Source organism: Streptomyces sp. S4.7 (assembly GCF_010384365.1).
Lineage (GTDB): Bacteria > Actinomycetota > Actinomycetes > Streptomycetales > Streptomycetaceae > Streptomyces.
In genome coordinates, this window is record NZ_CP048397.1 from 6918846 (window position 1) to 6933272 (window position 14427).

At 70.0% G+C, this 14427-nt stretch carries 8 protein-coding genes; 2 read left to right on the forward strand and 6 right to left on the reverse strand.

Features of this window, described 5'->3' with window-relative positions; translation table 11 throughout:
- Positions 1–2: 2 nt before the first annotated feature.
- The 5 genes from SSPS47_RS30675 to SSPS47_RS30695 form a co-directional block, all read right to left on the reverse strand.
- Entirely contained in the window at positions 3–1565 is a 1563-nt protein-coding gene (locus SSPS47_RS30675) for a long-chain-fatty-acid--CoA ligase (RefSeq protein WP_164253749.1), read from the reverse strand.
- Positions 1562–7861, reverse strand: a complete 6300-nt coding sequence (locus SSPS47_RS30680) for a type I polyketide synthase (RefSeq protein ID WP_164253750.1) — start codon at positions 7859–7861, stop codon at positions 1562–1564. The genes SSPS47_RS30675 and SSPS47_RS30680 overlap by 4 nt, the downstream gene beginning before the upstream one ends.
- A gap of 73 nt (positions 7862–7934) precedes the next feature.
- The gene (locus SSPS47_RS30685) at positions 7935–8477 is read right to left on the reverse strand and encodes an FcoT family thioesterase (RefSeq protein WP_164253751.1); all 543 of its coding nucleotides are present in this window, start codon (positions 8475–8477) and stop codon (positions 7935–7937) included.
- Positions 8478–8486: 9 nt separating this feature from the next.
- Positions 8487–9371 (reverse strand): TauD/TfdA family dioxygenase, encoded by an 885-nt coding sequence (locus SSPS47_RS30690; protein ID WP_203557969.1) that lies wholly within the window; start codon positions 9369–9371, stop codon positions 8487–8489.
- A gap of 370 nt (positions 9372–9741) precedes the next feature.
- Positions 9742–10512, reverse strand: coding sequence for an AfsR/SARP family transcriptional regulator (locus tag SSPS47_RS30695; RefSeq protein ID WP_164253752.1), 771 nt, complete (start codon positions 10510–10512; stop codon positions 9742–9744).
- A gap of 510 nt (positions 10513–11022) precedes the next feature.
- Between SSPS47_RS30695 and SSPS47_RS30700 the strand changes: the two genes are divergently transcribed.
- Together SSPS47_RS30700 and SSPS47_RS30705 are read left to right on the forward strand one after the other, a co-directional pair.
- On the forward strand, positions 11023–11940 hold the full coding sequence (locus SSPS47_RS30700) for an ABC transporter ATP-binding protein (protein ID WP_164253753.1): 918 nt from the start codon (positions 11023–11025) through the stop codon (positions 11938–11940).
- Positions 11937–13559, forward strand: coding sequence for an anibiotic ABC transporter (locus tag SSPS47_RS30705; RefSeq protein WP_164253754.1), 1623 nt, complete (start codon positions 11937–11939; stop codon positions 13557–13559). Before SSPS47_RS30700 ends, SSPS47_RS30705 begins: the two co-directional genes overlap by 4 nt.
- A 229-nt stretch (positions 13560–13788) precedes the next feature.
- On the opposite strand, the gene SSPS47_RS30710 is transcribed toward SSPS47_RS30705, so the two are convergent.
- Positions 13789–14283, reverse strand: coding sequence for a MarR family transcriptional regulator (locus tag SSPS47_RS30710; protein ID WP_239065125.1), 495 nt, complete (start codon positions 14281–14283; stop codon positions 13789–13791).
- Positions 14284–14427 lie beyond the last annotated feature (144 nt).

A 14427-nucleotide genomic window follows, 5' to 3' on the forward strand; every position in this document is an offset into this window, starting at 1 on the left:
TTCTAGAAGCGGTCGCGCAGCTCGCGGCGGAGGATCTTGCCCGCGGCGTTGCGCGGCAGCGAGTCCACGAAGGTGTAGGCCGTGGGGATCTTGTAGGGGGCCAGCAGTTCCCGCAGGAACAGCATCAGTTCACGGGCGGTGAGCCGCTCGCCCGCCCTCACCACGACACAGGCCCGTACGGCCTCGCCGCGCACCTGGTCGGGCGTGGCGACCACCGCCGCCTCGGCGACCGCCGGGTGCTTGCTGAGCGCGTTCTCCACCTCGGCCGGGTAGACGTTCTCGCCCGCGACGAGGATGACGTCCTTGATGCGGTCGTGGAGGTAGACATAGCCGTCCTCGTCGACATGGCCGGCGTCGCCGGTGTGCAACCACCCGTCGGCGAGGGCGAGTTCCGTCTCGTCGGGCCGCTGCCAGTAACCGGTCATGACGGCCGGGGTGTCGATGCGGATCTCCCCGACCCGGCCCGGCGGCAGCGGGTCCCCGGACCGGTCGACGGCCTGCACGGCGACCCCCGGGTAGGGGCGGCCGACCGCCTTGAGCCGCGGATTTCCCGGCACATGGTCGGCCGGGGGCAGACAGACCGCGGAGGCGCAGGTCTCGGTCAGACCGTAGATCTGCGCGAACTCGCAGCCCATCACGTCCAGGCACTGTTCGAGCAGCGGTTCGGGGATCGGCGCGCCACCGTAGACGACCTTCCGCAGACCCGCGAAGTGCCCGGGTCCCACCCCGGGTTCGGCCAGCAGGATGCGCAGCATGGAGGGCACCATCAGCGTGGTGGTGATCCCGCCTTCCGCGAGCAGGGCAAGAGTGCGCCGGGCGTCGAACCCCTGAGCCACGACATGCGTGGCCCCTGCCCGGAAACCCTGCATGAACCACCAGGGACCACCGATGTGGTGACCGGGCAGCACCTGGAGGAGGCGGTCCTCCTCCCGCCAGTCGATCCAGTCGAGCCCGTGTCTGGCCAGCAGGTCGTTCACCGCCCAGAAGGTGTGCTGGCCGAGCACCACACCCTTGGGCCTGCCCGTGGTGCCGCTGGTGTACATCTGGGCCAGCGGTCGCCTGGCGCCGGCGGGGGCGCCGGGCGGCGTGTCCGGCCGGTCGGTCTTCCAGTGGAGGAATCCGCCGGGCCGCGCGCCGTCGTCGTCGAGCGCCAGCACCGTACGCAGGCAGCCGAGCTCCAGGCCCTCGACCACCGGCAGTTTCTCCTCCTCGGTGACGAGGAGTTCGGTTCCCGAGTCGCGCAGCACGTGCTCGATCTCACCGGGTGTCAGCCGGGGGTCCACCGGGACCAGGACGGTGCCGCCGGCGGCGCACGCGAGCAGCAGGTCGTAGTAGTGCTCGGTGTCCTGGGCCAGATACCCCACCCGGCTGCCGGGGACGAGGCCCTCGGCCAGCAGCGCGTGCGCCGTCCGGTTCCCGCGGTGGTACAGCTCCTGGAACGTCACCTCCCGGTCCCCGCACCGCACGGCGACCCGGTCGGGGCGCGTCTCGGCGTGATGGGCCGCGGTGGCGGTGAGGGTGGGAAAGCGTCGCACGGCGGGACGCGCGGCGTGGGAGGCGTTCATCGCGTCTCCTCCGGTGTGGTCAGGCGCTGCTCGATGAACTCGGTGAGCAGTGCCACGGACGGGTGGTCGAAGACGCTCGACGTGGACAGGGGTACGCGGAACTGGAGTTCCAGCCGGTTCTTCAGCTCGACCGCGGCCAGGGAGTCCAGGCCCACCTCGAAGAACCGCGCGTCGGGCGGGACGTCGTCGGCGCCGTCGAAGTGCAGCAGGTCCGCGATGGCACCCCGCAGCACCTCGGAGACCGCCTCAAGCCGCTCACCGCGCGGCAGGGCCAGCAGGACCTGCGGATCGACATGGACCGTGACGTCCGCGGTGCGGCGTCCGACCCGGAGGTAGAGGGCGTTCGGCTGCGGCCGGGTCGCGGAGTACCGGTCCCAGTCGACCTCGGCGATGACGATCTGGGCCACGGGCCGGTCCAGGACACGGAACAGGGCGCGGATGCCGACGGTGGGCCCGAAGAACGAGAAGCCCTGGTCCTCCACGTTCGCGATGTGCCGCTGTTCCATTCCGCTGGCCAGCCCGACGTCGCCCCAGGCACCCCAGTTGACGCTCAGGGCGGGGAGCCCGGCGGTGCGGCGACGGCACATCAGCGTGTCCAGGAAGCTGTTCCCGGCCGCGTAGTTCGCCTGTCCCCGCGAACCCACGACCGAGGCCACGGACGAGTAGCCGACGAAGAACCGCAACGACGGGAAGTGCTCGGTGGCCCGGTGCAGCAGCCAACTGCCGTACACCTTGGACCGGAAGACGGTGTCGATGTTCTCCCACGTCTGGGCCGTGACCGGGGCGTCGGCGAGGACACCGGCCGCGTGGACGACGCCGCCCAGGGGCTGGGGGAGAGCGCCGAGGACCGCCGTGATCCGGCGGACGTCGTCCGGGTCCCCGATGTCCCCGGTGAGGGCGGTGATCCCGGTGCCGGGCCCGAGGCGCTCCCGGAGCGCGTCCAGTACCTCGGGCGCCGGGGCCCGCCGCCCCACGAGCGCCAGATGGCGTGCTCCCAGGTGGACGAGGCGCTCCGCGACGACGCCGCCGAGCGCGCCGAAACCACCGGTGACGAGATACGTCTCGTCCGGCCGGATTCCGGTGTCGGCCGTCTTCTCGGGGGCGGGTTCGCCGAATCCGATGACGACCTTGCCGATGTTGGCGCCCCTGCTGAGCACGCCAAAGGCTTCCTCGACCTCGTCGAGGGTGTACGCGGTGGTGGGGATGGCCGTCAGCTCCCGGCTGTTCACCATCTCCATCACGCCGCCGAGCACGTCACGGGCCAACTGCTGCGCCTGAGCGGGATCGTAGACACCGAAATCGACCGTGTGGTAGGTCACGTCCGGGCGCTTGCGGTGCATCTCCTGCGCGGTCCACGCACTCATCGTGCCGAGTTCGACGAACCGGCCGCCGTCGGCCAGCGCCCGGACGCTCTCCTCGATGAACTCCTGGGCGAGGCTGTTGAGGACGATGTCGACCCCCGCCCCGCCGGTCGCCGCGAGGATCTCGTCGGCGATCTCCGGGGTGCGCGAGTTCGCCAGACGGGTGACGCCCTGGGAGCGCAGCAGCGGCCACTTGTGCGGACTGGCCGTGGCGAAGATCTCCGCCCCCGCCAGCTTGGCCAGCTGGACCGCGGCCTGGCCGACACCGCCGGCGGCGGCGTGGATCAGGACCCGGTCACCGGGTTTGATCCCGGCGAGGTGGTGCAGTCCGTGGTGGGCGGTGAGGAACGCGGTGGGCAGGGCCGCCGCCTCGGCGAACGACAGATGCGCCGGTTTACGGGCCGCCATCGCGGACGCGCACGTCACCCGCTGCCTGAGACAGCCCGGATGGGCGAGGACGACCTCGTCACCCACGGAGAATTCCGCGTCCGGGCCGGCCGCGGTGACCACTCCGGCGCACTCCAGACCGAGCGGCAGCGCCGTGTCGTCCAGTCCGGCCGCCTTCGCGTGCTCCCGGTGCAGACCGAGCGCGTTGAGGACGTCCTTGAAGTTGAGACCCGCGGCGTGGACCCGTACCTGGATCTCGTCCCCCTCGGGGGCGGGCGCCTCCTGGAGCGGCACCGGGACGATGCCGTCGAGCCGGCCGTACTCCTTGACGACCAGTTCGACGTCCGTGCGCGGACCGCCCGTCTCCGCGTACACCCGTCGCACATGGCGCAGCCCGGAGCGGTAGGCGATCTGGTACTCGGCCGAGTCGGGGGCCGACCACTCGGCCAGGAGCGGGCTCAGGTCGCGCCCACCGCCGGGGAGGTCAACCAGCGTCACCCGGTACGCCGGGTACTCCGTCCACATGACCTGGCCGAAGCCCCACAGCGTCGCCGCGGCCGGGGGCGTACCGGTGTCCCACGCGCTGTCGCCGGGCACCCACTGACCGCTCTCGGTGATCAGCCAGAGACGCTGACCGCCGCCGAAGCGCGCCGCGTCCAGGCCGTCCCGCAGCGCCAGCAGGTCGCGGTAGTTGCGCTCGCACTCGGCCCGCAGTCCGGCCGCGTCCTGATCCCCGCCGTCGGGTACGGAGCCGGTACCGCGCCAGAACCAGCACACGTCGGTGGGCCGGTCCGCCAGCAGCGCCAGTGCCTGCGCCGCGTCGGCCGCGACCGTCAGCTCGGTGTTCTGCCCGGCCGCGGCCCCGGCGAGTTCATCGAGGCTCTCCCGTCCGGCGCCGACGAGCAGCACACGGCGCGGCTCGCGGTTCTCCGTACGCAGGGACCGCTTCACCCAGCGCACCTCGGAGTACATCCGCTCCCGGTCGGGAGCCGCGTTCGTCACCCGGCGCAGGGCCAGGCCCTCCAGTACGAAGACGGTGCGGTCCCCGTCCAGTATCAGCAGATCCGCGCGGGGCAGGTCGTCCGGATCCAGGACGGGGGCCCGGCGCAGCACGCTGCGCAGTTCGGCGCCCCGCGGCTTGCGCAGCAGCCGGCAGCGGCGGAAGCCGACCGGCATGGCGACCGCGTCACCCTCGCGCGAGAGCGCGGCAAGGGTCTGGAACGCACAGTCCAGTACGGCGGGGGGCAGCAGCTCGGCGGGGGCGGCGCGGACGCCGCGCAACCGGCCCACCACGAGGTCGTCGCCGTGGAGCCCGACATGTTCCAGGCCCCGGAACCCCGGGCCGTAGTCGACGCCCAACTCGGCGAATTCCGCGTATAGATCGTCGGCCCGGTGCTCGGCCCGCGGCGTGCCCGCGGCGTCGGACGCGCCGCGGAGTTCACGCTCCGTCGCCGCCAGCTCCTCGCCGCCCCCGCCATGCCCGTCCGTGGCGATGGTGGCGGTGACATGGAGCCTCTCCAGCGCGGGCCGGTCCCCGTCCCCGTCCCCGGCCCCGGCCAGACTGACGATGTCGACCCCGGCGGTGCCGTCCTCCCGCGTGGACAGCCGGGTACGGATCTCGACGGTCGCGCTCTCGTCGAGGAACAGTGCCTCATGGATCGTCACGCCGGTCAGTGGCAGACCGCTCTCGCCGTGGACGGCGTCCTGGAGGGCCAGCAGGATCTCCAGATAGCCGGCCCCCGGGAAGACGATCTTGCCCATCACCTTGTGGTCGGCCAGGTACGCGGGCTGCACGGCGCCCAGTCCGGCGGTGAACTCCCTCGTACCGGCGGCGCGTTGTCCGTCGGTGGTGATCTCCCGCCCCAGCAGGGGGTGCGTGTCGCCGCCGGTGCGCTGTGGCGCGGCGGCGGCCTCGGGGAGCCAGTGCCGCCGACGGTCGAACGCGTAGGTGGGCAGGGTGATCGTGCGGCGGGGCCGGCCGTGGTGGGCCGTCCAGTCGACCGGAGCGCCGCTGACGTAGAGCTGCGCGAGGGACTGCCGTACGACGGTGCCGTCGGTGTCCTCGGGGTGCAGGCTGCTCAGCCAGAGGTGTTCGTCGGCGGGCAGACACTGCTTGCCCATGCCGATCAGGTCGGTGGCGGGACCGATCTCGACGAAGGCGTGCCGCCCCCGGGCCGCGACGGCGCGCAGACCGTCGGCGAACATCACCGGTTCGAGGAGGTGACGGGCCCAGAAGCCGGCGGAGGCGAGTTCGCCGGGCGCGGCGACGGCACCCGTCAGATTGGACACCAGGGTGAACCGCGGCTCGTGGAAGGTGAGCCCGGCGACGACCTCGCGGAGCCGCTCGGCGGCCTCGGCCATCAGCGGGGAGTGCGAGGCGCAGGAGACCGCGAGCCGCTTCGTCCGGATCCCGCGTGCCGCGAGGACCTCCACGACCCGGGCGAGGGACTCCTCGCCGCCGGATATCACCATCTGGTTCGTGCCGTTGACGGCGGCGAGCGAGAGGTCGGGGCGTTCGGCCAGCAGTGGGGCGACCTCGTCGGTGGTGGCCTCGACGGCGGCCATGGCGCCCGGCGGCGACTCGTGCATCAGCTCACCACGCGCCGCCATCAGGGTGACGGCGTCCTCCAGGCCGAAGACTCCGGCGACGGTCGCGGCCACGATCTCGCCGATGCTGTGTCCCGCCACGACGGACGGGGTGATGCCCCATGACATCCACAGCTCCGCGACCGCGTACTCCAGCGAGAACAGCGCCGGCTGCATGTAGCGGATCTCGTGGATGAGTTCGGCGTCCTCGGCGTCACCGAGGATCATGTCCCGCAAGGATCTGCCCAGATGCGGGGAGAACAGCCGGTCGCAGGTGTCCAGCCGCTCCCGGAACACCTCGAACCGTTCGTACAGCGGGCGCCCCATGCCCACGTACTGCGAACCGCCGCCGGAGAAGAGGAAGGCGACCTTCGCGGTGTCCGGGTTCCTGCCGGTCCTGGCGGCGCGGGTCCGGCTCCGGTCGAGCAGCCGGGCGACATCCTCCTGGTCACGGACCACTCCCGCGACGCGCAGCGGGAAGTGCGCCCGGCCCGCGCCGACGGCGGCGCACAGCTCACCGACGTCCAGCTCCGGCCGGTCGGTGAGCAGTTCCTGATAGCGCTGGATCTGGCCCCGGAGCGCCGGAGCGGTCTTCGCCGACAGCGCGAAGACATGCGGGCCGGGCGGCAACTCGCCTCTCCCGTCCGTCCCGACGGGCGGCTCGGCCGGTGCCTCCTCCAGGACGACCGAGGCGATGGTGCCGGCGAAGCCGAAGGAGTTGACGACGCCGCGGCGGGTCGCCGCCTTCCAGGGCCGCAGCGTCGTCGGCACGGTCACCGGGGCGGTGTCCCACGGGATCTGCCGGGAGGGGGTGGTGAAGTTCAGATGCGGGAAGATGGTGGCTTCCCGCAGCTGGAGCGCGGTCTTGACGAGCCCGCCGATGCCGGCGGCGGCCTCCATGTGCCCGAGATTGGTCTTCAGCGAGGCGACGGTCACGGGGGAGTCGGGGGAGTGCGAGACGCCGAACACGGAGCTGATGGCGCCCATTTCGATGGGGTCGCCGAGCGAGGTGCCCGTTCCGTGCGCCTCGACGTAGGAGATGTCGGACGGAGTGAGCGCGGCGCTGTCGATCGCCCTGCGCATGACGCTCTCCTGGGCGGCTCCGTTGGGCACCATGAGCGCGCTGCTCTCACCGTCCTGGCCGACTGCGGAGCCCCGGACCACGGCGTAGACGCGGTCGCCGTCCCGCTGCGCGTCGGAGAGCCGTTTCAGGACGATCATCGCCCCGCCCTCGCTGCGGCAGTAGCCGTCGGCGGAGTCGTCGAAGGTCTTGCAGATCCCGTCGGGGGCGAGCATCTTCGACTGGGAGGCGATGATGTGCCCGCGCGGGCTGTGGATGGTGTTGACGCCGCCGGCCAGCGCGATGCCGCACTCGCCCGAGCGCAGTGCCCGCGCCGCGAGGTGGACGGCGACCAGTGACGCGGAGCAGGCGGTGTCCACGGTGATGCTGGGACCGCGCCACCCGAGGAAGTAGGAGATGCGGCCGGAGACGGCGCTGTGCGCCATGCCGGTGCCGATGTAGCCGTTGAGTTCCGCCACGGGCAGCGCCATCATCTCGGCGGCGTAGTCCATGTTGCTGACGGCCACGTAGACGGCGCCGTCACCGTGGCGCAGCCCGGTGGGGTCGATGCCCGCGTCCTCCAGGGCCTCCCAGGCGACCTCCAGCGCGAGCCGCTGCTGGGGATCGATGTAGTCGGCCTCCTTCGGCGAGACGTTGTAGAACTTCGAGTCGAAGTGGTCCGGCCTGTCGAGGAATCCGCCCTGCGCACACCGCATGGTGCCCTTGGCGTCGGGGTCGTCGGACGTCAGGCCCTCGGGGTCCCAGCGGTCGGTGGGGATCGGGCCCAGACCGGACCGACCGGCACGCAGGAACTCGGTGAGCCCGTCCGGTGTGTCGTTGGCGCCGGGCAGCCGCAGTCCGATACCGACAATGGCGACGGGCTCGTCGTACGTGGTGGGCAAGGCTCCTACTTCCGGTCGGCCGGTCGGCCGGGAGGGCCGGGTGGCTGAGTGGGCTGCTGACGGGAGTACGGGGTCACGCCGGGGCCGCGACGGGCGGGCGGGGGTTCTTCAGGGCGAGGCGCACCGTGCCGTGACAGGCCGTCTTCTCGTCCTCGCCGTACCGGCAGGTGGTGCTCAGGATCAGCAACTGGCCGTTCCCGCCGTCGCGTTGCACGACATCCACGATGTCGAGCTCACCCCAGAAGTGCCGGCCGCGCATGGCGCGGCGGAACGTGCTGCGGAAATCGACGATGAACATGTCGGGGAGCTGGCGCGTCCAGTAGTCCTCCATGGTCCAGTCCGCGAAGGCACGGATCAGCCGCTCCTTGACCGCTTTGGCCATGATGAAATAGATCATCTGGTTGAAGCAGAGATTGAACTCGACCGCGTTGAAGTGGCCGGTGTCGTCGATGTAGCAGGACTCCGGAATGTGGAACCGGCCGCGCACGCCGACCTGTCCACCCTGGTCCGCGGGGTCGCCCTTGGCCGTCACGACGGTCGACGTCAGATACCGGCAGTGGGGCTTGTACACCCGCAGCGCCCGCTCCAGCAGGTCCTCGTCATGGCCGAACTGCACGTCGCCCCCTCAGCCGATGCCGGGATAGAAGTTGTGCTCGTCGTGCACGGTCACCCGGAAGGAGACGGTCGGCTCCGGGTTCACCGTGTGCAGGGCCCGGTGGACCAGGCTGCGGTTGTCCCACAGGAGCATGTCGCCCTTCTGGAAGGTCTGGAGGTGGATGTTGTCGTGGGTGAACGTGGTGTCGGCCTGGCCGCACGCCTCGAACAGCTCTTCCAGCAGGCCCTGCCTGAGTCCGTTGCCCGCGGCGTCCTCCAGCCGGTAGGTGACGGCTTCGCTGATGTAGAGCACCTGCTCACCGGTGACCGGGTGGGTGAAGACGGTGGGGTGCGCGGCGGCCGGTGTGACCGACTCGATCTCGGCGAGGACTTCGGAGATCGGGCGGTAGACATCGGTGGGCCGGATCTTGAAATAGCGGCGCACACTGTTCAGACCACGGGTGTCCCGGATCTCGTCCTTCAGCTCGGCGGGCAGATTATCGTAGGCCCGTGCCATATCGATGAAGTATGTGCCGCGGTGCCGCTGGGGCACGACTTGCGGGTATATCAGCGTCAGTCCGAAAGGACGCGGCATGAACGAGTAGTCGTGGTGCCAGAATTTCCCGGTCTGCGGCACACCGACCTGAGCCCCGTCCTCCTTAACGTTCGAGGAGACGAATATTTCCTTGTGCTCGGGGTGGTGGTACATCGGCTGGTAGTAGGTCTCCACCTCACCGAGCCGCCTGCCGAATTCCACGAACTCGGCAGGCGAAAGGTGCTGGTTGCGGAGGACCACGATCCGGTCGGTGTAGATGAGTTGTTTCAGTGCGGTCAGATCCTCCGCCGCAGCGGTCATGGCATCGAATTCGTCCACGTGGACACCGATGCGGGAGTCTTTCTGCGGGATGGTGATCATGGGTAACCTGCTTGCCGGGTTCGGGATGTGAAATATGCCGGAAATCTAAAAGGCACCTGTGCGGGACGACAGCTTCAGTAACTCGATTAGGGGGTGTCCGCCGTCGAGATAGGGGGCGGAGAAGGGGCGTGGGCCGCTGGACGACGGTGACGGTCCGTACGACCGGCGGTGAACCGGTCCGGTAAGGGGGGCGCGTCGGCCGGAGAGTGCTTCGGCCGGCGGGTGCTTCGGCCGGACGGTGCTCGGGCCGGACCCCCGGTTTCCGGGCGATCCGGCCTGTGTCGAGCCGATCTCTACGGGCCTGCGGGCCCGTACGGCGCCGTGGAGCGACGCCGCGGACCCCGCGGCGTCCTCTCGGGGTTCGTGTCGGTCACGCCGCGGTGGCGATTTCGAGCCGCTCGTCGTTGACGAGGATCGCCCGCTGCATCTCCCGCAGCGCACGGCAGGGCTCCAGGCCCAGTTCCTCGTTGAGGATGTTCCGTGCGTGCTGGTAGACGCGCAGGGCGTCGGCCTGCCGCTCGGAGCGGCTGAGGGCGAGCATGAGCTGACGGTAGAAGGCTTCCCGCAGGGGGTGTTCGGCCGTCAGCGAGTACAGACGGCCCACCAGTTCGAGGTGACGGCCGAGACTGAGCTGGGCCTCCACGAGCAGCTCGGTGCACTCCAGGCGTGTCTCGTGGGTCCAGGCGGTGAAGCCCTCCAGGGCGGGTCCGCCGTGGAGTTCGCCCAGTACGGGCCCACGCCACAGGGCGAGCGCGCTCTCGAAGGAGGCCGAGGCGTCGGTGTACTGACTCGCCTTCATGGACTCGCGGCCCTGGTGCATCAGCGCCTGAAACTGATGGACGTCGATCTCGTCGTCGCCGAGGTTCAGGAAGTAGCCGGGAGGCTGCGTCAGGATGGGACTCTCGGCCCGGTCGGGCCGGGTCAGGAACTTCCGCAACTGCGAGATGTACACATGGATGCCGGCGGTGGCCCGGCGCGGCGGGTTGGTCCCCCAGATCTCGGTGATCGCCTCGTCTATCGACACGACCTGCTTCGCCCTGATGAGCAGCAGGGTGAGCAGGACCTGCATTTTCCTGGCGTTGATGAAGTAACTGCCGTTCTCGTCAGTCACCCGCAGTGGCCCAAGTATCTCGTACTTCATACGAGCCTCTTCCTGATTGATCGCTTCCTGAGATGACGGCCCCGGTCGAGTGCCATGGGCGACCGTGCCCACAGCACTCGACCGACTCCCCCGTCGTGTCTTCGCCCCAGGACAGTCGAGGCGGCACGCACCCGGCACTGTTCGGACAGTGAGGGGGTGCGGCGAGAAGGACACTAGGAGACCGGGTGGCGGGCTCATAACCCCTACCCCCGCCCCTAGTCGGGCCCAAGGCCCCCTTAAGGATCGTGACAGTTCGTCAGCCCTGTTACGCGTATGTTTCGGGGTCTCGATCCCGCGCCGCGCCGGGGGTCGGGGGGTGCCCGGCGCGGCGCGGGGGAGGGGTGCGGGGAAGGGCCGTGGAACGGGGTCAGGGACGGGGCCCGGGCGGGGCCGCCCCGCCGGTGCCCGGTGTCGGTGGCCCGGGGCGGGGTAACTCCGTTGATATGACTAGTGGTTGGCTGCGCTCACACATTTCACAAGTTCGCTGATGTTTGATATATGTTGAGAGTGATGAACTCCATTCATGTGTCGAACCTGGTGAAGACTTTTGGTCCGGTGCGAGCACTCGACGGGCTGGACCTGACAGTTGCCAGAGGGGAGGTGCACGGCCTCCTCGGCCCGAACGGCGCGGGCAAGTCCACGACGATCCGCATCCTGCTGGGTCTGCTGCGGGCCGACTCCGGCACCACCGAACTGCTTGAGGGCGACCCCTGGGCCGACGCGGTCGGACTGCACCGCAGACTCGCCTACGTGCCCGGAGACGTGAACCTCTGGCCGAACCTGTCGGGCGGCGAATCCATCGATCTGCTCGGCAAGTTGCGCGGAGGGATCGACAAGGGCCGCCGCGACGAGCTTCTGGAGCGGTTCAAGCTCGATCCGACGAAAAAGTTCCGCACCTATTCCAAGGGAAACCGCCAGAAGGTCGCCCTCGTCGCCGCGCTGGCCTCGGACGTCGAGCTGTTCATCTTCGACGAGCCCACCTCGGGTCTCGACCCGCTCATGGAGTCCGTCTTCCAGGAGAGCGTCCTGGAGATCAAGAACGCCGGAAAGACCGTCCTGCTGTCCAGCCACATCCTGGCCGAGGCCGAGGTCCTGTGCGACCGGGTGAGCATCATCCGCGACGGCCGGACCGTGGAATCGGGCACCATGAGCGAGCTGCGCCACCTCACCCGGATGACCATCTCCGTACAGACCGAGCGTGAACTCGACGGCCTGGACGGGCTGGCGGGCGTGCACGACCTCAAGAGCGACCACGACGGTGTGCACTTCGACGTCGACACCAGCCACCTGGACGCGGTGCTGCGCCACGTCACCCAGTACGGGGTCCGCTCGCTCACCAGCACGCCGCCCACCCTGGAAGAGCTCTTCCTGCGGCACTACGGCGACGAGCTGCCCGGTCAGAGGTCAGAGGTCGGAGCCAAGCTGTGAGCTTCACCGGAACGGGAAACCTGCTACGGCTCGCGCTGCGCCGCGACCGCGTCCAACTGCCGGTGTGGATCGTCGCCCTGACACTCGTCACGTCGTCGACGGTCTCCAGTGTGATCAGCCTGTACGCGAGCGAACAGGAACGTCTCAGCGCCCAGCAGGCCGCGGCCGAGAACGCCGTGGCCCTGGTCTTCAACGGCCTGGTCTCCGGCACCAGTGAAGGCGCCACCGCGATGACGCAGGCGCTGCTGCTCGTCCTGGTCGCCGCCGCACTGATGAGCTCGATGACCGTCGTACGGCACACCCGGCAGAACGAGGAGACCGGCCGGGCCGAGCTGATCGGCTCCTCCGCCGTCGGCCGGCACGCCGCCCTCACCGCCGCGCTCATCCTCGCCGTACTGGCCAACGTGGTACTGGCACTCGTCACCACCGTCACGCTGATCGGCAGCGGACTGTCCGCCGGCGGCTCCCTCGCCGCCGGCGCCGCGATCGGCGTGGTCGGCATCGCCTTCGCGGGTGTCGCCGCCGTCACCGCGCAGATCTGGGAGAGCTCACGCGCCGCGAACGGCGCCGCGGCCGCCTTCCTCGGACTCGCGTTCCTGCTGCGCGCCGTCGGCGACGCCGCCGGCTCACTCAGCGAGAACAGCACCCGGGTGTCGAGTTCCTGGCCGTCATGGCTCTCGCCCATCGGCTGGGGCCAGCAGATCCGGCCGTTCGACGACAACGCCTGGTGGGTGCTGATCCTGCCGGTCGCCGCCTTCGTGGGGCTGGTGGGCGCGGCCTTCGCGCTGACCAAGGTACGGGACGTGGGCATGGGCCTGCGGGCCGTCAAGCTCGGCCCGCCGAGCGCCGCACCGTCACTGCTCAGCCCGTTCGGCCTGGCCTGGCGGCTCCAGCGCGGCGCCCTGCTCGGCTGGGCGGTGGGTGTCGTGATCATGGGCTTCGCCTTCGGCGCCGTGGGCGACGAGATCAACGACCTCGTCGGCGAAAGCGAACGCACGGCCGAGATCGTCGAACAACTGGGTGGCGCCGGCTCGCTGGTGGACTCCTATCTGTCCGCGACCGTCGGACTGCTGGGCCTGGCCATCGGCGCGTACGCGGTGCAGCTGCTCAACCGGATGCGCTCCGAGGAGACCACGGGCGGCCTCGAATCCCTGCTCTCCACCTCGGTCAGCAGATACCGGTGGCTGACCAGCCAGATCGCCTGCGCGGTCATCGGCATCGTGGCCCTCACCCTGCTGAGCGGGCTCAGCGCCGGCCTCGGATACGGCATCGCCTCCGGCGACATCGGCGGCGGCCTCGTCGACCTCACCGCCGCCGCCCTGGCGCGGCTCCCCGCCGTACTGGTCCTGGCGGGTGTCACCGTCGCCGCCTTCGGAATGCTGCCGCGACTGTCGGTCGTACTGCCGTGGGGCGTCTTCGCGATCTGTCTGCTGATCGGTCAGGTCGGCGCCGCGCTGGACCTTCCGGAGGCGGTGCTGGACCTGTCGCCGTACAGCCATGTCCCGCAGATGCCCTCGGCGGACTTCGCCGCGGGGCCGGTGCTGGTGCTGCTGCTCATCGCGGCCGTGCTCATGGCCGGTGGCGCCGCGCTCTTCCGGCGGCGGAACCTGAGCATCTGACCGCCCGGGGCGAACCAGAGGGCCGAACCGTCGCCGACGGTTCGGCCCTTCGGCGCGGGACGGTGGAAAGAGGCGCCCCCGAAGACACAGAGAACCGCGGCACGAGACCCCGCGGCGCGGCAATCGCGGCGCGGGAGGTGGCGGGCCGGGAACAACACGGCCGACAGCCGGGGAGTCGCCCTCGCGACTCCGGCGATACACGGTCCCACCCCGGCGCACTCCGGGGACGCTACTTCTCCGTCACGCCGTGACGGGCACTGGACTCCTGCCAGCGGCGCAGCATGTCCGCGACCTCGGTCCTGACGAACTCCATGAATCTGCGCGTCTCGTCCAGCCGCCGCGCACCGGAGGAGTCCGGACCCAGCGCGTCGGACCCGGCGGCCAGCAGTTCCTCCATCTGGAGGAACGCCTCGTCCCGGCGGGCGAACATCTCGTACCAACCCTCGTCGTGCAGGCGGTAGTTGTCGCGGCGCTGACCGGGCTCGCGGTCCTTGGAGATGAGCCCCACCTGCTGGAGGTACTGCACCGACTGCGAGACGGCGGCCAGGCTCACCTGCAAGGTGTCCGCAAGCTCACGGGAGGTCAGCCGGCCCTTCTCGGAGATGAGAACCGCCACGAACACACGGGCGGCCATACGCGGGAAGGCGAACGCGGACAGGCTCAACGCGAAACGCTCGACGAACTGGGCGACCGCCGCGTCCTGGGCCGCCTCGGTATCGGGCATGGCCGGCATATTTCGTCCTCTCTTGTCGGTACCTCGTACCATAATCCACTATCTGCTAGAACTTCATGAATCCTTGAAAAGTATAGGTGATCCACTTTCGATTAGGATCACCACCTTCGTCGGCCAAAGGTCTTGGTAAGAGTG

Bases quoted from the DNA above. Each gene is read 5' to 3' on its own strand.
- SSPS47_RS30690 (WP_203557969.1), bottom strand. From the start codon at position 9,371: ATGATCACCATCCCGCAGAAAGACTCCCGCATCGGTGTCCACGTGGAC.
- SSPS47_RS30710 (WP_239065125.1), bottom strand. From the start codon at position 14,283: ATGCCCGATACCGAGGCGGCCCAGGACGCGGCGGTCGCCCAGTTCGTC.
- SSPS47_RS30695 (WP_164253752.1), bottom strand. From the start codon at position 10,512: ATGAAGTACGAGATACTTGGGCCACTGCGGGTGACTGACGAGAACGGC.
- SSPS47_RS30675 (WP_164253749.1), bottom strand. From the start codon at position 1,565: ATGAACGCCTCCCACGCCGCGCGTCCCGCCGTGCGACGCTTTCCCACC.
- SSPS47_RS30700 (WP_164253753.1), top strand. From the start codon at position 11,023: ATGAACTCCATTCATGTGTCGAACCTGGTGAAGACTTTTGGTCCGGTG.